The sequence below is a fragment of the Sulfitobacter sp. G21635-S1 genome (genome assembly GCF_027213915.1).
GTDB lineage: Bacteria > Pseudomonadota > Alphaproteobacteria > Rhodobacterales > Rhodobacteraceae > Sulfitobacter.
Genome location: NZ_JAPWGV010000011.1, coordinates 130,061 through 150,785, shown reverse-complemented (window position 1 = coordinate 150,785; position 20,725 = coordinate 130,061). Strand labels below are relative to the sequence as shown.

Annotated in this window: 19 protein-coding genes; 7 read left to right on the top strand and 12 right to left on the bottom strand. The window is 64.0% G+C overall.

Translation table 11 applies throughout. The features are described 5' to 3' along the window. Positions 1–235: 235 nt before the first annotated feature. From O4H53_RS12900 to O4H53_RS12870, 7 genes are all read right to left on the bottom strand, one after another. Entirely contained in the window at positions 236–1,225 is a 990-nt protein-coding gene (locus O4H53_RS12900; protein WP_269364230.1) for an ABC transporter substrate-binding protein, read from the bottom strand. A 39-nt stretch (positions 1,226–1,264) separates the two neighbouring features. After that, a complete protein-coding gene (locus O4H53_RS12895; protein WP_269364228.1) occupies positions 1,265–2,104 on the bottom strand; it encodes an ABC transporter permease in 840 nt (279 codons plus the stop codon). Continuing rightward, positions 2,104–2,967 carry an ABC transporter permease gene (locus tag O4H53_RS12890; RefSeq protein ID WP_269364226.1) on the bottom strand — a complete coding sequence of 288 codons (864 nt, stop codon included), beginning with the start codon at positions 2,965–2,967 and terminating at the stop codon, positions 2,104–2,106. Before O4H53_RS12890 ends, O4H53_RS12895 begins: the two co-directional genes overlap by 1 nt. A 252-nt stretch (positions 2,968–3,219) precedes the next feature. Next, positions 3,220–4,026 carry an ABC transporter ATP-binding protein gene (locus O4H53_RS12885; RefSeq protein ID WP_269364224.1) on the bottom strand — a complete coding sequence of 269 codons (807 nt, stop codon included), beginning with the start codon at positions 4,024–4,026 and terminating at the stop codon, positions 3,220–3,222. A 16-nt stretch (positions 4,027–4,042) separates the two neighbouring features. After that, entirely contained in the window at positions 4,043–5,503 is a 1,461-nt protein-coding gene (gene hydA, locus O4H53_RS12880) for a dihydropyrimidinase (protein WP_269364241.1), read from the bottom strand. 84 nt (positions 5,504–5,587) lie between these two features. Next, complete coding sequence (locus O4H53_RS12875) at positions 5,588–5,872, bottom strand: hypothetical protein (protein ID WP_269364222.1); 285 nt, start codon at positions 5,870–5,872, stop codon at positions 5,588–5,590. A gap of 100 nt (positions 5,873–5,972) precedes the next feature. Then, positions 5,973–7,223, bottom strand: a complete 1,251-nt coding sequence (locus tag O4H53_RS12870; RefSeq protein WP_269364220.1) for a Zn-dependent hydrolase — start codon at positions 7,221–7,223, stop codon at positions 5,973–5,975. A 152-nt stretch (positions 7,224–7,375) separates the two neighbouring features. Here O4H53_RS12870 and O4H53_RS12865 point away from each other — a divergent pair, with 152 nt between their 5' ends. Together O4H53_RS12865 and O4H53_RS12860 are read left to right on the top strand one after the other, a co-directional pair. Further along, a complete protein-coding gene (locus tag O4H53_RS12865; RefSeq protein WP_269364218.1) occupies positions 7,376–7,993 on the top strand; it encodes a TetR family transcriptional regulator C-terminal domain-containing protein in 618 nt (205 codons plus the stop codon). Positions 7,994–8,144: 151 nt separating this feature from the next. Then, on the top strand, positions 8,145–8,510 hold the full coding sequence (locus O4H53_RS12860; protein WP_269364216.1) for a hypothetical protein: 366 nt from the start codon (positions 8,145–8,147) through the stop codon (positions 8,508–8,510). A gap of 19 nt (positions 8,511–8,529) precedes the next feature. Here the strand turns inward: O4H53_RS12860 and preA are convergent, their stop codons facing one another. Together preA and O4H53_RS12850 are read right to left on the bottom strand one after the other, a co-directional pair. Then, the gene (gene preA, locus O4H53_RS12855; protein WP_269364214.1) at positions 8,530–9,834 is read right to left on the bottom strand and encodes an NAD-dependent dihydropyrimidine dehydrogenase subunit PreA; all 1,305 of its coding nucleotides are present in this window, start codon (positions 9,832–9,834) and stop codon (positions 8,530–8,532) included. A 116-nt stretch (positions 9,835–9,950) separates the two neighbouring features. Continuing rightward, positions 9,951–11,273, bottom strand: a complete 1,323-nt coding sequence (locus O4H53_RS12850; RefSeq protein ID WP_269364212.1) for an NAD(P)-dependent oxidoreductase — start codon at positions 11,271–11,273, stop codon at positions 9,951–9,953. Positions 11,274–11,558: 285 nt separating this feature from the next. On the opposite strand from O4H53_RS12850, the gene O4H53_RS12845 reads away from it, so the two are divergent. Next, positions 11,559–11,765, top strand: a complete 207-nt coding sequence (locus tag O4H53_RS12845; RefSeq protein WP_067294005.1) for a cold-shock protein — start codon at positions 11,559–11,561, stop codon at positions 11,763–11,765. 83 nt (positions 11,766–11,848) lie between these two features. Here O4H53_RS12845 and O4H53_RS12840 read toward each other — a convergent pair whose 3' ends face one another. Continuing rightward, positions 11,849–12,466, bottom strand: coding sequence for an SOS response-associated peptidase (locus tag O4H53_RS12840; RefSeq protein ID WP_269364211.1), 618 nt, complete (start codon positions 12,464–12,466; stop codon positions 11,849–11,851). Between the two features lie 3 nt (positions 12,467–12,469). Further along, positions 12,470–13,117, bottom strand: coding sequence for an arylesterase (locus O4H53_RS12835; RefSeq protein WP_269364209.1), 648 nt, complete (start codon positions 13,115–13,117; stop codon positions 12,470–12,472). Positions 13,118–13,162: 45 nt separating this feature from the next. Between O4H53_RS12835 and O4H53_RS12830 the strand changes: the two genes are divergently transcribed. The 4 genes from O4H53_RS12830 (at position 13,163) to O4H53_RS12815 (ending at position 17,657) form a co-directional block, all read left to right on the top strand. Then, the gene (locus tag O4H53_RS12830) at positions 13,163–13,831 is read left to right on the top strand and encodes an ABC transporter ATP-binding protein (protein WP_269364207.1); all 669 of its coding nucleotides are present in this window, start codon (positions 13,163–13,165) and stop codon (positions 13,829–13,831) included. Then, positions 13,828–16,344, top strand: a complete 2,517-nt coding sequence (locus tag O4H53_RS12825; protein ID WP_269364205.1) for an ABC transporter permease — start codon at positions 13,828–13,830, stop codon at positions 16,342–16,344. The genes O4H53_RS12830 and O4H53_RS12825 overlap by 4 nt, the downstream gene beginning before the upstream one ends. 75 nt (positions 16,345–16,419) lie before the next feature. Continuing rightward, positions 16,420–17,292, top strand: a complete 873-nt coding sequence (locus tag O4H53_RS12820; RefSeq protein ID WP_269364203.1) for an inositol monophosphatase family protein — start codon at positions 16,420–16,422, stop codon at positions 17,290–17,292. Positions 17,293–17,390: 98 nt separating this feature from the next. After that, positions 17,391–17,657 carry a hypothetical protein gene (locus tag O4H53_RS12815; protein WP_269364202.1) on the top strand — a complete coding sequence of 89 codons (267 nt, stop codon included), beginning with the start codon at positions 17,391–17,393 and terminating at the stop codon, positions 17,655–17,657. A 158-nt stretch (positions 17,658–17,815) separates the two neighbouring features. Here O4H53_RS12815 and gcvP read toward each other — a convergent pair whose 3' ends face one another. Beyond that, the gene (gcvP, locus tag O4H53_RS12810; protein ID WP_269364239.1) at positions 17,816–20,662 is read right to left on the bottom strand and encodes an aminomethyl-transferring glycine dehydrogenase; all 2,847 of its coding nucleotides are present in this window, start codon (positions 20,660–20,662) and stop codon (positions 17,816–17,818) included. Positions 20,663–20,725: the final 63 nt, after the last annotated feature.

Here is a 20,725-nt window from a genome sequence, read left to right as displayed (position 1 = left end):
TTGTGGCTGGCGTCGTGGAAGAACGATTTCGTTGTTTCGGGGGGAGCGGGTGCAGGAACGTGCTTTTTCAGCAGCCTCGGGCCGGTACGATGTATCGGCCCCTTTTTTTCATGCCTCTGCTCAAGGAGCGCGGCTTTCAAACCATGCGCCGCGCGCGGTGCAAGCTGCAGCTGCCACATTCAGCAAAAGGGCCGGCACGTTTCCGCACCGGCCCCTTACCTGATGTCGGAAGCGATCAGTTCAGCGCTTCATCCGTGATCGCATGGGTCCAGGCGCCTTCCGGCTCCTTCGTGATCGCCGGGTTCTCCTCGCTTACCGCGGAGAGCAGCGTGTTGACGGTCTGCGCATAATCCGCCTCGTCCAGGGTGCCATTGCTGCCAGCCGTCAGCTTGGCCACTTCACCGACCATGTAAAGCTGATGATCCAGCTCCTGTGCACCCGAGGCATCGTTTTCAATCACGATCTCGGCGGCTTCCTCCTGGTGCTCCTCGGCGTATTTCCAACCCTTCATGGACGCGCGGACAAAGCGGACCATCTTGTCCTTGAAGGCCGGGTCCTCCAGGTCATCCTCAAGCACGTAAAGCCCGTCTTCCAGCATGCCGAACCCCATGTCGAGGTAGTTGAACGTCACCAGCTCCTCCGGGGTGATCCCGGCCTGCAGGATCTGGCGGTACTCGTTGTAGGTCATGGTGGAAATGCAATCCGCCTGCCCCTGGATCAGAGGATCGGCCGAGAAGGCCTGCTTGAGAACGGTCACCCCGTTGTCGTCCGCCCCGTCGGTTTCCAGACCCAGCGAGGCCATCCAGGCATAGAAGGGATATTCGTTGCCATAGAACCAGACACCCATGGTGCGCCCGGCGAAATCATCGGTGCTTTCCACACCGGTGGATTTCAGACAGTTGACCTGCAGACCGCCGGTCTTGAAGGGCTGCGCGATGTTGACCAGCGGCACGCCACGTTCCCGCGCGGCCAGACCCGCCGCCATCCAGGTCACGATCACATCGGCACCACCGCCGACAATCACCTGCTCGGGCGCGATATCCGGGCCGCCCGGCTTGATCGTGACGTTCAGCCCCTCTTCCTCGTAGAACCCCTTGTCCTTGGCCACGTAATAGCCCGCAAACTGCGCCTGGGTGACCCATTTCAGCTGCAGGGTCAGATCATCCGCCGCCTGCGCCATCGTCCCCCAGAGGCCCAGCGCCGCACCGGCTGCAATCTTGGTCATGTTTTTCATCTTTTTACTCCCGTTGGTTGCTCTTCTTGGTTAATTCCGCTGGCTCGGATGCCAGAACGTCACGCGCTGTTCGACCAGCGCCATCACCCCGTAAAAGGCCGATCCGGCCAGCGCCGCGACAAAGATTTCTGCCCATACGAGGTCCAGCGTCAACTGCCCCACGGATGTGGAGATGCGAAACCCCATCCCGACGATGGGCGAGCCGAAAAATTCGGCGACGATCGCGCCGATCAGCGCCAGCGTCGTCCCGATCTTGAGACCGTTGAAAATGAACGGCATCGCCGCAGGCAGCCGCAGTTTCAGCAAGGTGCGCCAATAACCCGCCGCATAGGTACGCATCAGGTCCTTCTGCATGGCATCCGCCGCCTGCAACCCCTGCACCGTGTTCACCAGCATCGGAAAGAACACCATGACCACCACGACCGCCGCCTTGGACTGCCAGTCAAAGCCGAACCACATCACCAGGATCGGTGCCATGCCGATCACCGGCAAGGCCGCCACGAAGTTCCCCACAGGCAAGAGACCCCGCTGCAGGAACGGGAACCTGTCGACCGCCACAGCTATCAGGAAAGCCGCGCCGCAGCCGATCACATAGCCCGACAAGGCCCCCTTCAGCACGGTCTGGGCAAAATCCGCCCAAAGCAGATCCGCCGAGCTCCCGATGCGCGCCGCAATCGCCGTGGGGGCAGGCAGCAGGACCTGGTTGATCTCGAACCCGCGCACCACACCTTCCCAGACCGCCAGCAGCGTCAGGCCAAAGATGACCGGCGCCGCGAAAGACGACCACCAGGTCACCGGCTGGCGCGCCAGCCAGACATTCAGCAGCCATCCCAGCGCCCAGGCGGCAAGGGCAAAGATAATCCAGCCCATCAGCTCATCCCCATCCGGCGCAGCATGACGCGCTGCAACAATCCGATGATGCCCACAAGGCAGGCCGCCAGCACCGCCGCCATCACCAGCGCCGACCAGATCTGCACCGTCTGCCCGTAATAGCTGCCCGCCAGCAGCCGCGCCCCCAGACCCGCGACCGCACCGGTCGGCAATTCACCCACAATCGCCCCCACGAGGGAAGCCGCCATGGCGATCTTCAGCGAGGTGAAGAGATAGGGCATCGAAGAGGGCAACCGCAGCTTCCAGAAGGTCTGCCCCCGGCTGGCATGCCAGGTTCTCATCTGGTCCAGCTGCATCGCCTCGGGGCTGCGCAACCCCTTCACCATGCCCACTACAACCGGAAAGAACGACAGATACATGCTGATCATCGCCTTGGGCAGCAGCCCGGAAATCCCCACCGCATTCAACACCACGATGATCATCGGCGCAATCGCCAGAATGGGGATGGTCTGGCTTGCGATCACCCAGGGCATGACGGACATGTCCATCGTCCTGTTGTAGACAATCCCGACCGCCAGCAAGATGCCCAGCCCGGTGCCCAGCACAAAGCCAAGCAGGGTGGCGCTCAGCGTGACACCGGCATGATAGATCAGCGACCGTTTCGAGGTCACGGCCTTCTGCGCCGTGGTCTCCCAGACTTCCCGCGCCACCTGATGCGGCGCCGGCAGTTTCGGCTTCTTCTGCGACCAGGTATCAGCCACCACCTGCGAAAAGGACAAGCTTTCGCCCGCCCGCTGCGCCTTGTTGTAGGCCCAGGGCGCATTCAGCCAGACCGCAGCCGCATACCAGAACACCAGCAGGAACCCGACAACAGTCAACACGGGCACGACAGAACGCCTCATGCGATACCCCCCGCTTCATTGTTCCTCAAATACACCAGCGCCCCGGCCAGCCGCAGATGGTGTCTTTTGTGTATTTTAAGAACAATGAAAGGATTTGGTTGTTTTCTGCAGCGGCGGTACAGGCTGGTGAGCCGATGGCCGTGAACGATGAAGGGGGACCTCGCCTCCCCACACAAACGGCGGAGCGGACCCGGAGCGTCGTGGCAAGTTGCGGCGCACCGGGCCGCTTGACCGTCACCACACATCGCGAAGTCACACATCGCCATGCCCCGCCCGCAAACCTTCACGCACCCGGTGCGCCACTTCCAGAAACTCCGGCGTTTCGCGAATGTCCAGCGGCCGTTCCCGCGGCAGCGGGCTGTCGATCACATCGGTGATCCGCCCCGGACGCGGCGACATCACCACGATCCTGGTGCTCAGATAGACGGCCTCGGGAATCGAATGGGTGACAAAGGCAATCGTCTTGCCAGTCCGGTCCCATAGCTTCAGCAGCTGTTCGTTCAGATGGTCGCGCACGATCTCGTCCAGCGCGCCAAAGGGTTCGTCCATCAGCAGGATATCCGCATCGAACCCCAGCGCCCGTGCGATGCTGGCGCGTTGCTGCATCCCGCCCGACAATTGCCAGGGGAATTTCTTTTCAAACCCGCTCAGCTCCACCAGGTCCAGCACCCGCGCCACGCGCGCGTCCTGCTCGGCCTTGGAAATGCCCATGATCTCCAGCGGCAGCCGGATGTTGCCGCCAATCGTCCGCCAGGGATAAAGCCCCGCCGCCTGGAACACATAGCCATAGGCCCGCGACTTGCGCGCCTCCTCCGGCGTCATGCCGTTCACGGTGACCGTGCCACCCGTGGGCTGCTCCAGATCGGCCATGCAGCGCAGGAACGTCGTCTTGCCACAGCCAGAGGGGCCGATGAAGGAGACAAAGTCGCCCTTCCCGATGTCCAGGCTGACCCCCTTCAGGGCATGCACCGGCCCGTCATTGGTCTGGAACGTCAGGTCGAGGTCCCGGGCGGAGATGACAGGCTCCGCGGCGACAGAACCATGGTGTTCAGCAGGCATCGCAGACCCCACGTCGTCAAATCCCCGCCGGAATGTTCAACGGATCGCGCTTGATCATCTTGGGGCTGGTCAGCGCCTTCCATTTCGACAGCGCCACATTGGCGCTGGGGAAGGCAGGGCGCGGAATGAACTTGCCCCGGCCCGGCTGCGGCTGGCTGTTCTGCCCCCAGGCCCAGATCACCTCGCCCCGGCTCAGCGTGTAGCGGCTGTTTGCCTTCACCTCGAAGCCCTCGAAGACATTGTAGTCCAGCACCGAATGATGGTTCGCAGGTGAAATCGTCTTGGTGATCTTCGGGTCCCAGACCACGATATCCGCATCCGCCCCTTCGACAATCGCCCCCTTGCGCGGATAGATATTCAGGATCTTGGCCACATTGGTCGAGGTCGCCGCGACAAATTCGTTCGGCGTCAGCCGCCCGGTCTCCACCCCTTCGGTCCAGAGCACGCTCAGACGTTCCTCCAGCCCGTTCGACCCGTTGGGAATGATCCTGAAATCATCCTTGCCCGCACGCTTCTGGGCGGTGGAAAAGGCCGCATGGTCCGTCGCCACCACCTGCAGCGACCCCGCCTGCAACCCGGCCCAGAGACTGTCCTGATGGTCCTTGCTGCGGAACGGCGGCGACATGACGCGGCGCGCGGCATGGTCCCAGTCCTTGTTGAAATACTCAGACTCGTCCAGCGTCAGGAACTGGATCAGCGGCTCGCCGTAAACCCGCATCCCCTTTTGCCGCGCCCGGCGGATCGCCTCGTGGGTCTGTTCGCAGGAGACATGCACGATGTACAAAGGCACGCCGGCGGTATCGGCGATGGTGATCGCGCGGTTCGCGGCCTCCCCCTCCAGCTCCGGCGGGCGGGAATAGGCATGGCCCTCCGGCCCGGTGATGCCTTGATCGAAATACTTCTGTTGCAGCTCGGCCACCAGATCGCCGTTTTCCGCATGGACCATCGGCAGCGCGCCCAGCTCCGCACAGCGCTTGAAGGAGGCGAACATCTCGTCATCCTCGATCATCAGCGCGCCCTTGTAGGCCATGAAGTGCTTGAAGGAGTTCACGCCCATCTCCACGGCGTCCTTCATCTCGTTGAAGACATTCTCGTCCCAGCCGGTAATCGCCATGTGATAGCCGACATCCGAACAGATCTGCGGCGCCGACTTGCGGTGCCATTCGTTGATCGCGTTCCTGATGCTGCCATCCGCGCCCGGCAGGCAGAAGTCGACAATCATCGTGGTCCCGCCACAGGCCGCAGCCCAGGTGCCGCTCTCGAAGGTCTCGGCGGCGGTGGTGCCCATGAAGGGCATTTCCAGATGGGTATGCGGGTCGATCCCGCCGGGGATGACATAGGCGCCTTCGGCGTCGATATATTCGTCGCCTTTCAGGTCCTCGCCAATGCGGACGATCTTCTCGCCCTCGATCAGCACATCCGCTTTCCACGTCCGGTCCGCCGTACAGACCATGCCGCCCTTGATCACCTTGCTCATCACTTCTCTCCCGTCTTCCATTCTTTTTGGCCTTAAATATGCCCGGGGGGGCAGCCGAAGGCTGCGGGGGCAGCGCCCCCTGGCTCAGACCGATCCGAAACACCCCAGCGCAGGCCCGTGCACGCCGATGTCCAGCGGCCCGAAATCACTCTCCACGCAGAGCGAGAAATATCCGGCCCTGGGCAGATAAACGACCCGGTAGGTGCCATCGCCGCGGCTGACGGACCAGCAGCACTGGGTGATCCCGCCCGAAAAATTGACCGTCACTTCGCGCGGGGCGCGTCTGCTGCGTTCAAAATCCCGTGCTGTGCGCCGTGTCACCTGGTCTGTACTGGCCAGCGCCTCTACCACTTCGCTGTCGAGCATCATGTCAATTCTCCGAGCGAGTGAAAGCCCCTTAGCAATCATGTGCAACCCCGGAATTTTGGAAAATTCCGGCCCGATTTTTTCCAAAAAATCGGCACCCGCCTCAACCAACGACCTCCGCTGTCTCCACCACTGCATGCAACAGCACATCGGCACCCGCCATCGCCCAGTCCTTCGAAATCTCTTCCGCCTCGTTGTGGCTCAGCCCGTCCACGCAGGGGCACATCACCATAGCCGTGGGAGCCACCCGGTTGATCCAGCAGGCATCATGCCCCGCCCCTGAAATCAGGTCCATATGGCTGTACCCCAGACGCTCCGCCGCAGCGCGTACCGCCGCCACACAGCCCGCGTCAAAGGCCACCGGATCGAAGCCGCCCACCTTCTCGAAGGCGACCTCCAGCCCCATGTCGTCGGCGATCTTCTGCCCCTCGACCCGCAGCCGCGCCTCCATGTCCTCGATCACGCTCAGCTCGGGCGATCGGAAATCGACGGTAAAGACCGCCTTGCCCGGGATCACATTGCGCGAATTGGGATAGACATCAATATGGCCCGCAGCCCCCACCGCATGCGGCTTGTGCGACCAGGCGATCTCGTCGACCTTCTCCAGGATCCGCGCCATGCCCAGCCCCGCATTGCGGCGCATCGGCATGGGGGTGGACCCAGTGTGGCTGTCCTTGCCGGTGACCGTCACCTGGGTCCAGCTCAACCCCTGGCCGTGGGTCACCACGCCGATATCCCTGCCCTCGATCTCCAGGATCGGGCCCTGCTCGATGTGCAGCTCGAAGAACGCATGCATCTTCCGCGCGCCGACTTCCTCTTCGCCGCGCCAGCCGATCCGCTTGAGCTCATCGCCAAAGGTCTTGCCCGCCGCATCGACCCGCGCATAGGCCCAGTCCTGCGTGTGAATGCCCGCGAAGACCCCGGACGACAGCATCGCAGGGGCATAGCGCGTGCCCTCCTCGTTGGTAAAATTGGTCACAACGATGGGATGCTTCGTCTTGATCCCCAGATCGTTCAGCGTGCGGATGATCTCCAGCCCGCCCAGCACCCCCAGCACGCCGTCATATTTGCCGCCCGTCGGCTGGGTATCCAGATGCGAGCCCACATAGACCGGCAGCGCCTCGGGGTCCGTCCCCTCGCGGCGTGCGAACATGTTGCCCATCTGGTCCAGCCCCATGGCACAGCCCGCATCCTCGCACCATTTCTGGAACAGCGCGCGGCCCTCGGCATCCTCGTCCGTCAGGGTCTGGCGGTTGTTGCCGCCCGCAACCCCCGGCCCGATCTTTGCCATCTCCATCAGGCTGTCCCACAGGCGGTCCGGGTTGATCTTCAGGTTCTCACCGGGTGCAGGCATCTGCTGGCTCCTCAAAGGCTGGCGGATTAAATTTTACCATTTGGTAAAGGCACGATTGCGATTACACTGGCATCTGTCAAGAACTGCTTTTAGCATCGCAGGGACCCATCGGGGCGACTGCCTCATTTCTCAGCACCCTGCCGGAGACGCCCTTGCCAGACGGCGCGCCCAAGAAAACAAGCCGCATCCAGAAGCGCAACCGCAGGCTGATCCTGGAGGCCGCGCTCGACGTGTTTTCGCGCCATGGCTACCGCGGGGCCACGCTGGACCAGATCGCGGCAGAGGCCGGGCTGAGCAAGCCCAATATCCTCTATTATTTCGATGGCAAGGAAGACATCCATGTCACCCTGCTCAGCCGCTTGATGGACACCTGGCTTGACCCGCTGGTGGCGATGAGCCCCCAGGGTGAGCCTGTAACCGAAATCCTGTCCTACGTGCAGCGCAAGCTCAACATGGCCCGCGACCTGCCCCGCGAAAGCCGGCTTTTCGCCAATGAGATCCTGCAGGGCGCACCGCGTATCGCGCCGGAACTGACCGGGCATCTCAAACCGCTGTTCGACGAAAAATGCGCGTTGATCGCCGAATGGATCGCCCAGGGCAGGCTGCCGCCCCTCGATCCGCAACATCTGATCTTTTCGATCTGGTCCACCACCCAGCATTACGCCGATTTCGAAAGCCAGGTCAGGATCCTGATGGGCCCCGAGGAAGACCCGCATGCCCGTGCCTCCGCCCATCTGCGCCGCATGTTCGAAGCGATGCTCAGGGTCTGAGAGGCCCGGAACCTGCTGCCGTTTCCCGCTGGCCCCCGGCCGCAGGCGCGGCATCGCGGCCAGGTGCAAAGGGGCCTTTACCCTTCCTTCACGATTGCGCTGCAAACTGGTCCCTGGGCGAGAAGCCCAATTTCACATGATCGGAGCAGAGATGAGTGTTCTACTTTTGACCAATCCATTCGCGGTGCATGGCACGGCCACGGCCGGGCAAAGTGCTGCACAGGGCACCGATGGCGGCGTCACCGCGACATCAAGCGCGGCCAGGATCGCGCCCACCAGCCGCCCCGCCGATACGCCCCGGCAGGGGTCCTCGACCTCTCATTCCGGCACCGGTGCCGGTGCGGGCGGTGAGGCGGCGCAGCGCCCCGCGCTGACACGTCGCCCGGCGGATGCCACGCCCAATTCCATCCTGGCCGCGCAGATCGAAAACCTGATGCCGACCCTGGCAGAGATTTCCAGAACCATGCCGGACCCCTTGCCGACCTCGCCCTTCCTGAAAGGGGCCGGCCAGGCCTGAGCCCTGACCGCCGCGACCGTTATTCAGCGGCAGTTGCCGACGGGTTGTTCGGATGCGTTGTCCAGTTGGCATAATCCGGCTGCACCACCTTGCCGGTGCGCGGATCCGTGGTGCCCGGTGCCATCGGCTCCATCGTGATGCAATTCTCCACCGGGCAGACATTGACGCACAGGTTGCAGGCGACGCATTCCGCGTCGATCACACTGAAGGTCCGGTTCTCTGACATGGCGATGGCCTGATGGCTGGTATCCTCGCAGGCGGCAAAGCAGCGGCCGCAGGAAATGCACAGGTCCTGGTCGATCTTGGCCTTGGCGATGTAATTCAGGTTCAGCTGGTTCCAGTCGGTGACATTCGGCACCGCCGCGCCCTTGAAGTCTTCGATGCTGGTATGGCCCTTGCTGTCCATCCAGTCGGACAGGCCGCTGATCATCTCCTGCACGATCTTGAAACCATAGGTCATCGCAGCGGTGCAGACCTGCACATTGCCACAGCCCAGCGTGATGAACTCTGCCGCGTCGCGCCAGGTTGTGACCCCGCCGATCCCCGAGATGGGGATGCCCCGTGTTTCCGGGTCGCGCGCGATCTCTGACACCATCGACATGGCAATGGGTTTGACCGCCGGGCCGCAATAGCCGCCATGTGATCCCTTGCCGTCAATCGACGGTTCCGGCGACATCGTGTCGAGGTTGACCGAGGTGATCGAATTGATCGTGTTGATCAGGCTCACCGCATCGGCCCCCCCCGCCTTGGCCGCCGCGGCGGGCTTGCGGATGTCGGTGATGTTCGGCGTCAGCTTCACGATTACCGGCTTGGAATAATACTGCTTGCACCAGCGGGTCACCATTTCGATGTATTCCGGCACCTGGCCCACCGCAGCCCCCATACCGCGTTCGCTCATCCCGTGGGGGCAGCCGAAGTTCAGCTCGATCCCATCCGCGCCGGTGTCCTCCACCAGGGGCAGGATCGCCTTCCAGGCTTCCTCCTCGCAGGGCACCATGATCGACACGATGATCGCCCGGTCGGGGTAATCCGCCTTCACCCGCTTGATCTCTTCGAGGTTGGTGAAAAGGTCGCGGTCGGTGATCAGCTCGATGTTGTTCAGCCCCAGCAACCGCCGGTCCGCCCCATAGATCGCGCCATAGCGCGGGCCGTTCACATTGACCACGGGCGGCCCCTCGGAGCCCAGCGTTTTCCACACCACACCGCCCCATCCGGCCTCAAAGGCGCGGCGCACGTTGTATTCCTTGTCCGTCGGCGGCGCAGAGGCCAGCCAGAACGGGTTCGGGGATTTGATCCCGATGAAGTCGGTTGTCAGATCAGCCATATCACTATCCTCAAAAGATGCGTCCAGTCCCGATGCGCATGTCCCCTGCGGTTATCGCGGGGCGCGCGTGTCAAGAATTAACCCATTGTTAATAAACAAGGTTTCTTCACGAAACCTCATTTGGTCAGCGCCATGTGAATGTCCATCGCCGCATCGCGGCCCTCGGCCACCGCCGTCACGGTCAGGTCGTCGCCGCCGCTGGCGCAATCGCCTCCGGCCCAGATGCCCGCCACGCTGGTGCGGCCGGAGGTGTCCACCCTGATCTTGCGGCCGTCAAGCTCGGGCATGCCTTCGCCTTCCAGCGTCTGACCGATGGCCTTGAACACCTGGTCGGCGGGCAGTTTCAGCATCTGCCCGGTGCCCTTCATCGCGTCATCGACATATTCGAACTCGATCTCGCGCACCGCGCCGTTGCCATGTACCGCCACCGGCACCGCATGGGTCACGATCCGCACCCCTTTGGAGGCCGCGAGGTCCTGCTCGAAGACAGAGGCGTTCATCCGGTCGCGCCCGCGCCGGTAGACCAGCGTGACATTGAGCGCGCCCAGCAGCTTGGCCTGCACCGCCGCGTCCACCGCCGTCATGCCGCCGCCGATCACCACCACGTCGCGGCCAATCGGCAGGGCCGCCAGATCACTGGCCTGCCGCAGCTCGGCGATGAAATCCACCGCGTCGCTGACCCCTTGCTTGTCCTCGCCCTCGGCCCCAAGGGCGTTCACCCCGCCCAGGCCAATGCCGAGGAAAACGGCGTCATATTCCGCTTTCAGGGCCTCCAGGGTCAGGTCACGGCCCAGGGCGCTTTCGTGCCTGAAACTGATCCCGCCGATCTGCATCAGCCAGTCGACCTCCGCCTGGGCAAAGCCGCCGGGTGTCTTGTAGGCCGCAATGCCGTATTCGTTCAGGCCGCCCGGCTTGGGCCGCGCATCATGGATCACCACGTCATGTCCCAGCATCGCCAGCCGATGTGCGCAGGACAGGCCCGCAGGGCCGGCGCCCACCACCGCCACGGTCTTTCCGGTGGGGGCCGCGCGGACAAAGGGATGCACGCCCTGCGCCTGCAAATGATCCGTCGCAAATCGCTGCAACTGGCCGATCAGCACCGGCTTTCCTTCCGCCTTTTCACGGACACAGGCCTGTTCGCAGAGGGTTTCCGTCGGACAGACCCGTGCGCACATGCCGCCCATGATGTTCTGGCTCAGGATCGTCTTTGCCGCCGCATCGGGTGTGCCCGTCGCGATCTGGCGAATGAACAGCGGAATGTCTATATCCGTGGGGCAGGCCGTGATGCAGGGCGCGTCATGGCAGAAATAGCACCGATCCGCCGCCACCAGGGCCTCATGCCGATCCAGCGGCGGATGCAGGTCCGAGAATTGCGCCTGATAGTCCGCCGGGCTCAACCGCCCCGATTGAATTCCCGGTTCAAAGACATCTGAAGTCATCTGGCTCACCTTGCATTGGCTGGGTCTTGAAAAACTCTGCCCCAGAGTTATTTTTTTATCAAGTGGTCAAATTATTTCATTCCGGTGAAATTTCGTGCGCAGCCGTCCGCCGATTGGGCCATGCCCGGTAAATGGGCTTGATTTTCGTTTGATTCCTTTCATTATCGAAATTGCTGCACGAACGACTTTCGAAACTCCCTGCCTTATGGCGCTGGAACGATCACGACTTCGTCCGAGCCACGCTGCCGCATTCCGCGGGCAGAACTAAGACAGGAGAACCGGTCCATGGCATCTGGTACCGTAAAATGGTTCAACACGACCAAAGGCTACGGCTTTATTGCCCCTGATGGGGGCGGCAAGGATATCTTTGTTCACATTTCCGCAGTTGAGCGGGCAGGCCTGACAGGTCTGGCCGACAACCAGAAAGTGACATTCGATGTCGAAGCAGGCCGCGACGGCCGCGAAAGCGCTGCGAACATCGCACTCGCCTGAGCAAGCATCAGTTTCATGAGGGAATTCGGGCGCTGTCAGGCGCCCGTTTTCTTTTGTCAGGGGACTTTCTCAGGTCGCTTCGGTCAGGGCCCGGTCCAGTCGACGCCGCTGGCCTTTTCAATCTGCAGACGTCCCTCCGGCCAGGGCTGCAACAGCGGCTTCACGTCTTGCGCGTCACCGGTCAGCCATGTGCCGATCATCTCCCGCTCAAGCAGCGCGCCCATGCGGTGATGCACCGGCGCGACATCGGCGTTCGGCGGACAGGTCAGCGTTGCCACCTGCGGCACCTGCAGGCCACCCGGCGCCTGCCAGAGGTCGGTAATGGCCGCAAAATAAAGGTATCCACCGTCTTTCGGTGCAATCCGCCAGGCGGTCTTGCGGCGCTTTTCCCCGGTCCATTCATACCAGCCGTTCACCGGCACCACCGCCCTGCCCGTCCCGGCAAAGGCGCTTTTGTCGAACACGGTTTCGGAGCGCGCGTTGATCAGCGTCTCCATCACCGGCCGACCACGGGCGTTGACCCGCCCCACCGGGATGATCCCCCAACGCATATGGGCAAGGCCGGTGCCGTCGAAGGTGACGATCTGCTGGCCGGGTGAGATATTGGCGCGGGGCGGTTCATCCGCAAGCGCGCCCGGCGGCACCCCCAATTCTTCCGCCAGCGCAGCAAGTGGCGTGGTGAGGAACAGCCGCCCCGGCAAGGGTCAGTCCGCCCTGATCCGGGCGATCAGGTCCAGAACCTCCGGCCCGATTCTCTCGACAATCCGGGTCACACCCTCTGCGTTGGGGTGGATGCCATCGGCCTGAAGGAAGGCGCGCAATTGTGACGGGTCGGCGGGCGCATCCCCTTCCGTCAATCCGGCAAAGAAGCTGCCGACAAACTGCGTGCCGTATTCTTCTGCCAGCTCGGGATAGATGGCGTCGAATTCGCTCTTGTAGTCGGGGCCGTAATTGCCGGGCGCTTCCATGCCGATCAGCAGCACCTCGACATCGGCCGTCTGCGCCGCCTGCAGGATCCCGTCGATATTGGCGCGCGCCTGCGCCGGGGCCAGCCCGCGCAGCAGATCATTGCCGCCCAGCGCCACGATCATCCCGCCCACTTCTGGCGTCAGGGTCCAGCCCACGCGGGCAAGCCCCCCCGCGGTCGTGTCGCCGGAAACGCCCGCGTTGATCAGCCGCACATCGCTGCCTCGCGCTGCAAGCCAGCCTTCCAGCTGCGGCACGAACCCCTGTTCCGCCGGCAGGCCGTAGCCCTGTGTCAGGCTGTCACCCAGCGCCGCGATCACGACCTGCTGCGCCGCAACCGCCTGCCCCCAGACCAGAACAATCCCCACTATTGCCTTGCGCATCATCGTAACAACTCCATATCCCTAGGGACCCCGTTGAAAGGCCCCCGCGTGAGTGACACCGTTTTCCACCTTCAAGATGTGCTTTTGTCGCTCAAGGGCAATGCCGGACCCGTTGATATCCTGCGCGGAATTTCCCTGAACGTCGAGAGCGGTGAAAGCGTCGCGCTGACCGGGCCTTCGGGGTCGGGCAAATCCTCGCTGCTGATGGTCATGGGCGGGCTGGAACAGGCCACGGGCGGCACCGTACATGCGCTGGGTCAGGATCTGACCGCGATGAACGAGGATGCGCTGGCCCGGTTCCGGCAGGGGCGCATGGGCATCGTGTTCCAGTCCTTTCACCTGATCCCCACAATGACCGCCCTGGAAAATGTCGCGACACCGCTGGAGCTGGCCGGGATCCCGGAGGCCTTTGAGCGCGCGCGCGCGGCACTGGAGACCGTGGGGCTGGGGCATCGCACCGGCCATTACCCCGCTCAGATGTCGGGTGGTGAACAGCAACGGGTGGCGCTGGCACGGGCCTGTGCGCCACGTCCGGCGATCCTGCTGGCGGATGAGCCGACCGGCAATCTGGACAGCGCCAATGGCGCGGCCATCATGGACCTGCTGTTTTCCCTGCGCGACCAATATGGGGCCACGCTGGTGCTGGTCACCCATGATCCGGCGCTGGCCGAACGCTGCGACCGGCCCATCGCCCTGGCCGACGGGCAGATCGCATGAGCCTTGCCCTCGCCGCCCGGTTCGCACGCCGCGAAATGCGCGGCGGGCTGCGCGGGTTCCGCCTGTTCCTGGCCTGCCTTGCGCTGGGGGTGGCGGCCATCGCCGCTGTCGGTTCCGTCCGCGCCGCGATCGAGGCGGGCCTGGCGCGGGAGGGGGCGGCCCTGCTGGGCGGCGCGGCGGAGCTTGATTTCACCTATCGTTTTGCCAGCCCGGAGGAACGGGCGTGGATGGCGGCGCGTGCCACTGCGGTCTCTGAAATCGTCGAATTCCGCTCCATGGCCGTGGTCGGCGATGACCGCGCCCTGACCCAGATCAAGGGGGTGGATGACCTTTACCCGCTTGTCGGAGAGATGGTTCTCGATCCCGCGATGCCGCTGGATCAGGCCTTGTCCGAGGTGGAGGGGCTGCCCGGTGCGGTGATGGAACGCGCACTGTCAGACCGGTTGGGCCTGACGCCGGGCGATACCTTCCGGCTGGGCACCCGTGACTATCGGCTGTCCGCGCTGATCCTGCGTGAACCTGACAGCGCCGCCAGTGGATTTGCCCTGGGGCCACGCACCCTGTTGCACCGCGACGCGCTGGAGGGGTCGGGGCTGTTGGCGCCGGGCACGCTTTACAACAGCAAGTACCGGCTGGACCTGCCGCAGGGCACCGACCTTGCCGCATTGGAGGGTGAGGCCGAGGCGCAGTTCGAGAATGCCGGGATGCGCTGGACCGATGCGCGCAACGGGGCGCCCGGTGTGGCGCGTTTCGTTGAAAGGCTGAGCGCCTTTCTGGTGCTGGTGGGCCTGTCAGGGCTGGCTGTCGGAGGCGTTGGCGTCTCTGCCGCCGTGCGGTCCTATCTTCAGGGCAAGACCGGGGTGATCGCCACCCTGCGCGCCCTGGGGGCGGAGCGGGCGACGATCTTCCAGACCTATTTCATCCAGATCGGTGTGCTGTCGCTGCTGGGCGTTGCCATTGGCGTGGTGCTGGGCGGGCTGGTGCCGCTGCTGCTGTCGCCGGTCATTACCGCCAGGCTGCCCCTGCCGGCCAGTTTCGCGCTCTATCCCGCGCCGCTGATCGAGGCGGCGCTTTATGGGTTGTTGACGGCGCTGGCCTTTACCCTCTGGCCGCTGGCCCGCAGCGAGGATGTGCGCGCCGCGACCCTGTTCCGCGATGCCTGGGCCGGGGCGCGGCGGCTGCCGGCCGCGAAGTACCTGGTGGCCATCGCGGCGCTCGCGGCGGCGCTGGTGGGGCTGGCGGGCTGGTTCAACGGATCCTGGCGGCTGACGCTCTGGACTCTGGGCGGCATTGCCGGGGCGCTGCTGATCCTTGTGCTGGCGGCGATGCTGCTGCGCGTGGTGGCGCGGGGCGGCGCGCGGCTGGCGCGGGGCCGCCCCCGGCTGCGCTGGGCGCTGGCGGCTCTTGCGGGACCGGGCGAAGGAGCCGGTGCGGTGGTGCTCTCGCTGGGTCTGGGCCTGTCGGTGCTGGCCGCCGTGGGACAGATCGACGGCAACCTGCGGCAGGCCATCGCGGGCAACCTGCCGGATGTGGCGCCCTCCTATTTCTTTGTCGATATCCAGAAGGACCAGATGCCGGGTTACACCAAGCGGCTGGAGGATGACCCCGCCGTCAGCCGCATCGACAGCGCGCCGATGCTGCGCGGTGTCGTCACCCGGATCAACGGCAAGCCGGCGCGGGAGGTTGCGGGCGATCACTGGGTGGTGCGCGGTGACCGGGGCGTGACCTATGCCGCAAAGCCCGGTGCCGATGCCAGGATCACCGCCGGTGAATGGTGGGCGGAGGATTACGACGGCCCGCCGCTGATCAGCTTTGCCGCCGAAGAGGCCGAGGAGATGGGGCTGAAGCTGGGTGACACGCTGACCATCAACGTTCTGGGCCGCGACATCACCGGCACCATAGCCGCCTTTCAGGAGGTGGATTTTTCCACCGCCGGGATCGGCTTTGTCCTGACAATGAACCCCGCTGCGCTGGCCGGTGCGCCGCATACTTTCATCTCGACCGTCTATGCAGAGGAAGAGGCCGAAGCCGCCATTCTGCGCGATCTGGCCACGCAATACCCCAATATCACCGCGATCCGGGTGCGCGACGCCATCGACCGGGTTTCCGCCGTGCTGGCAAGCCTTGCCGCAGCGACCTCTTATGGTGCGCTGGCCACGCTGCTGACGGGGTTCGTTGTGCTGATCGGCGCCGCGGCCGCGGGGGCGGAGGCGCGGCGCTACGAATCCGCACTGCTCAAGACGCTGGGGGCCTCGCGGCGCGCCATCGCCGCCAGCTTCGTGCTGCGCGCGGCCCTGCTGGGGCTTTTCGCGGGCAGCGTCGCGCTGCTGGCGGGGATCCTGGGCGGCTGGGCCGTCAGCCACTTCGTGATGGAAACCCGCTTCAGCGTGATCTGGCCCTCTGCCCTGCTGATCGTGACAGGCGGAGCGCTGGCCTCGGTCCTGGCCGGGCTGGGCTTTGCCCTGCGCGCACTCAACGCCCGGCCCGCGCAGGTCCTGCGTGCGCGAGAATGACGCAAGCACCACCACCCGGCTTGCACATCCCCCGGCGGATCGGGCAAGTCAGCGCCAGAATACAAAGGAGCGACAATGCCTGACAATCTGCCCGCCAAACGCGCCCCCGCCCTGAGCCCTGCCCAGCGCAACAATGTGATCAACATCCTGCGCCGCGCCGCAAAAGCCGAGATCATGCCGCGTTTCCGCGCGTTGAATGCCGCCGACATCGCCACGAAATCGCGGCCGGACGACCTGGTGACCATCGCGGACACGGCGGCAGAGGCGATGATCACCCGCGCCCTCAACATGGCCTTTCCCGGCGCGCTGGTGATCGGCGAGGAAGCGGTTTCCGCCGATCCCACCCTGCTGAACAAGATCGCCGATGCGCCGCTGTGCTTCATCATCGACCCGGTGGACGGCACCTGGAATTTCGCGCGGGGCATGTCGGTCTTCGGTGTCATCCTCGCGGTCACCCGATACGGCAAACCGGCCTTCGGGCTGATCTATGATCCGGTGATGGACGATTGGGCCATCGCGGACGATCAATCCCCTGCACAGATGCAGCATCCCTCCGGCGTCACGCATGATCTGCGGGTCAGCAGGGGCGGCGAACTGGCGGGGCTTTCAGGCTATATCCCGCTCTATCTCTTCGATCACGCGTGGCGGGAGAAGCTGGCGGCGACCCTTTGCAATTTCAACTGGGTCAACTGCCTGCGCTGTTCGGCGCATGAATACCGGATGCTGGCGCAGGGTCACTTCGACTTTCTGCTGACCCAAAGCCTGAATCCCTGGGATCATGCCGCAGGCGTGTTGATCTGCCAGCAGGCGGGCGGCTATGTGCAGATGCTGTCGGGCGGCGATTATGACGCCACCCTGCGCCACGGGCACATACTGGCCGCGCCGGACAAGGCAACCTGGAACCGCCTCGCCAGGGTCTTCAAATTCCTGAACGACGCAGGTCAATAGCAAGGTCGGTCACGATCCGGAACTTTTTCGTTACGCCGCGCGTTGGGTCCTTGGCCATCGGTCATTTACGTCCCTGGCCCTTTCGAAGGAGACTTGAGATGTTAAAATCATTTAGTAAATCCTGCATCGCTCTCGCCGCGCTGACTGCCATCAGCTTGCCCCTGACTGAAGCCAACGCCAAGCAGACCAGGATGGTCGTGCGTAACGACCCGTTCAGCAGCAGCAACCTCGTCGTGCCAAAGGGCTATTACCCGCCGGCCGGCTCTTGCCGTCTGTGGTATCCCGACCGCGCAAAAACAGCGCAACCTGCCATCGGCAGCTGTGACGTGGTTATTCCCCTGGGCGCCGTCCTGCTTCTGGGCTGACCTCAGAGCGCCCGACCTTAAACCCGAGACATGAAAACCCTGCCGCGCCTGCGGCGCTCTCGGGACATTCATGTCGCTGGATGCTTCAGGGTAAAGGTCGGGCGCTTTAGCAAACGGCAAACGGCCACGTGTTCCGGTGGCCGTTTACCGATCTGGCTCTATTCCGCCGCCTCGGCGTAGTCTTCCAGCGGCGGGCAGGTGCAGATCAGGTTCCGGTCACCGTGGACGTTGTCCACCCGGTTCACCGGCGGCCAGTATTTGTCCACCCGGAAGGCCCCCGGCGGGAAACACCCCTGTTCGCGGGTGTAGGGCCGGTCACCCCATTCGACCACCAGATCCTCCACCGTATGCGGCGCGTTCTTCAGCGGATTGTTCTCGCGCGGCATCTCGCCCGCCTCGATCGCGGCAATCTCGTCGCGGATCGCCAGCATCGCATCGCAGAACCGGTCAAGCTCCGCCTTGGTCTCGGATTCGGTCGGTTCGATCATCAGCGTTCCCGCCACCGGCCAGGACATGGTTGGCGCGTGGAATCCGCAGTCGATCAGGCGCTTGGCAATGTCATCCACCGTGACGCCCGCGCTTTCGTCATAGGGGCGCACGTCGATGATGCATTCATGCGCCACCCGGCCTGTCGGCCCTTTGTAAAGCACGTCAAACGCGCCCTCCAGCCGCTTGGCGATATAGTTGGCGTTCAGGATCGCGACGCGGGTGGCCTGTGTCAGCCCCTCGCCGCCCATCATCAGGCAATAGGACCATGAAATCGGCAGCAGCGAGGGCGAGCCATAGGGTGCGGCCGATACCGCCGCCCCGCCCGCGTTGGGATCGCCCGGCAGATGCGGGATCAGATGTGACTTGACGCCAATCGGCCCCATGCCGGGGCCACCGCCGCCATGTGGGATGCAGAAGGTTTTGTGCAGGTTCAGGTGGCTCACATCGCCACCCAGATCGCCGGGGCGCGACAGCCCCACCATCGCGTTCATGTTGGCCCCGTCGATATAGACCTGGCCGCCGTATGCGTGGGTGATCTTTGTCACCTCGGTCACGGTTTCCTCGAACACGCCATGGGTGGAGGGATAGGTGATCATGCAGGCGGCAAGGTTGTCGCCCGCCGCTTCCGCCTTGGCGCGGAAATCGTCCAGATCAATGTCACCATTGGCCGCCGATTTCACCACGACCACCTTCCAGCCCACCATCTGTGCGGAGGCCGGGTTGGTGCCATGGGCGCTGACCGGGATCAGGCAGATGTTGCGGTGGCCCTGACCTTCGGCGCGGTGATAGGCCGCAATGGTCAGCAGCCCCGCATATTCCCCCTGCGCACCCGAATTGGGCTGCATCGAGATCGCGTCATAGCCGGTAATATCGCAGAGTTTGGCGGACAGATCGTCGATCATCTCCTTGTAGCCCAGCGCCTGGTCGGCGGGGGCATAGGGGTGGATCAGCGAGAATTCCCGCCAACTGACCGGCATCATCTCCGCCGCCGAATTCAGCTTCATCGTGCAGGACCCCAGCGGGATCATCGCGCGGTCCAGTGCCAGATCACGATCCGCCAGACGCCGCATGTAGCGCATCATCTCGGTCTCGGCCCGGTTCATGTGGAAAATCGGGTGGGTCAGGTAATCGGAGCTGCGCAGCATCTCTTCCGGCACGCGGTACTCGGGGGCGAAATCGTTGTCCTCCTTGACGATGCCAAAGGCACGCCAGACCGCTTCGATGATCTTTGGCTGTGTGCGCTCGTCCAGTGAAATGCCGACGCGAAATTCGCCCACCTTGCGCAGGTTGACCCCTTCGTCCACCGCCGATTTCATCACGGCTGCCTGCAACGGCCCCACATCGACAGTGATCGTGTCGAAGAAGGCCTGCGGGTCCACCTTGAAGCCTGCCTCTTCCAGCCCGCGGGCCAGACGCACCGTCTTGCGGTGGATGCGCTGCGCGATGGCCTTCAGCCCCTCGGGGCCGTGGAACACCGCGTACATCGACGCCATGACCGCCAGCAGGGCCTGGGCGGTACAGACGTTGCTGGTCGCCTTTTCGCGGCGGATATGCTGTTCGCGGGTCTGCAGGGACAGGCGGTAGGCGCGGTTGCCATGGGCGTCGATGGACACGCCCACGATCCGCCCCGGCATCGCGCGTTTGTAGGCGTCCTTGCAGGACATATAGGCCGCATGCGGGCCGCCGTAGCCTTCGGGCACCCCGAACCGCTGGGTGGAGCCCACGGCGATATCGGCCCCGATCGCGCCCGGCTCCTTGAGCAGCGTGAGCGACAAAGGATCGGCCGAGATGATACCGATGCCCTTGTGTTCATGCAGGGCCGCGATGCTGTCGGTGAAGTCGCGCACATGGCCATAGGTGCCCGGATACTGGAAGATCGCGCCGAACACCTCCGATGCCTCCATCTTGGCCGGGTCGCCGACCACGACCTCGATCCCCAGGGGGGCGGCGCGGGTCTTCATCACCGCGATGTTCTGGGGATGGCAATCGCGGTCGACAAAGAACTTCACCGCCTTCGATTTGGACACCCGCTGCGCCATGGTCATCGCCTCGGCGCAGGCGGTCGCCTCGTCCAGCAGGGAGGCATTGGCAACCTCCAGACCGGTCAGATCGCTGATCATGGTCTGGAAGTTCAGCAGCGCCTCAAGCCGTCCCTGGCTGATTTCCGGCTGATAGGGCGTATAGGCGGTGTACCAGGCCGGGTTTTCCAGGATGTTGCGCTGGATCGCGGGCGGCGTGACGGTGCCGTGATAGCCCTGGCCGATCAGGCTGGTCAGGACCTTGTTCTTGCCCGCCACCACGCGCATGTGCTCCAGCACCTCGCGTTCCGACTTTGCCCTGCCAAAGTCCAGCGACCCTTTCATGCGGATGCCCTTTGGCAGGGTGTCATCCATCAGGTCGCCAAGCGATTTCGCCCCGACGACCTTCAGCATGTCCGACATTTCAGCCGGTGACGGGCCGATGTGGCGGCGGTTGGCAAAATCATACGGCAGATAATCGGTCGGCTTGAAGCTCATCGCGACACCCTCATTCTTTTTGGCTTTCATATATCCCCGCCGGAGGCTCCGGCGGGTGCGGCC

Excerpts from the sequence above, each read along its gene's own strand:
- O4H53_RS12870 (WP_269364220.1), bottom strand. The coding sequence starts at position 7,223 with ATGCCTGCACCCGGTGAGAACCTGAAGATCAACCCGGACCGCCTGTGG.
- O4H53_RS12825 (WP_269364205.1), top strand. The coding sequence starts at position 13,828 with ATGAGCCTTGCCCTCGCCGCCCGGTTCGCACGCCGCGAAATGCGCGGC.
- O4H53_RS12815 (WP_269364202.1), top strand. The coding sequence starts at position 17,391 with ATGTTAAAATCATTTAGTAAATCCTGCATCGCTCTCGCCGCGCTGACT.
- preA (WP_269364214.1), bottom strand. The coding sequence starts at position 9,834 with ATGGCTGATCTGACAACCGACTTCATCGGGATCAAATCCCCGAACCCG.
- O4H53_RS12900 (WP_269364230.1), bottom strand. The coding sequence starts at position 1,225 with ATGACCAAGATTGCAGCCGGTGCGGCGCTGGGCCTCTGGGGGACGATG.
- O4H53_RS12875 (WP_269364222.1), bottom strand. The coding sequence starts at position 5,872 with ATGATGCTCGACAGCGAAGTGGTAGAGGCGCTGGCCAGTACAGACCAG.
- hydA (WP_269364241.1), bottom strand. The coding sequence starts at position 5,503 with ATGAGCAAGGTGATCAAGGGCGGCATGGTCTGTACGGCGGACCGGACG.
- O4H53_RS12860 (WP_269364216.1), top strand. The coding sequence starts at position 8,145 with ATGAGTGTTCTACTTTTGACCAATCCATTCGCGGTGCATGGCACGGCC.
- O4H53_RS12820 (WP_269364203.1), top strand. The coding sequence starts at position 16,420 with ATGCCTGACAATCTGCCCGCCAAACGCGCCCCCGCCCTGAGCCCTGCC.
- O4H53_RS12885 (WP_269364224.1), bottom strand. The coding sequence starts at position 4,026 with ATGCCTGCTGAACACCATGGTTCTGTCGCCGCGGAGCCTGTCATCTCC.
- O4H53_RS12895 (WP_269364228.1), bottom strand. The coding sequence starts at position 2,104 with ATGGGCTGGATTATCTTTGCCCTTGCCGCCTGGGCGCTGGGATGGCTG.
- O4H53_RS12890 (WP_269364226.1), bottom strand. The coding sequence starts at position 2,967 with ATGAGGCGTTCTGTCGTGCCCGTGTTGACTGTTGTCGGGTTCCTGCTG.
- O4H53_RS12835 (WP_269364209.1), bottom strand. The coding sequence starts at position 13,117 with ATGATGCGCAAGGCAATAGTGGGGATTGTTCTGGTCTGGGGGCAGGCG.
- O4H53_RS12850 (WP_269364212.1), bottom strand. The coding sequence starts at position 11,273 with ATGACTTCAGATGTCTTTGAACCGGGAATTCAATCGGGGCGGTTGAGC.
- O4H53_RS12845 (WP_067294005.1), top strand. The coding sequence starts at position 11,559 with ATGGCATCTGGTACCGTAAAATGGTTCAACACGACCAAAGGCTACGGC.
- gcvP (WP_269364239.1), bottom strand. The coding sequence starts at position 20,662 with ATGAGCTTCAAGCCGACCGATTATCTGCCGTATGATTTTGCCAACCGC.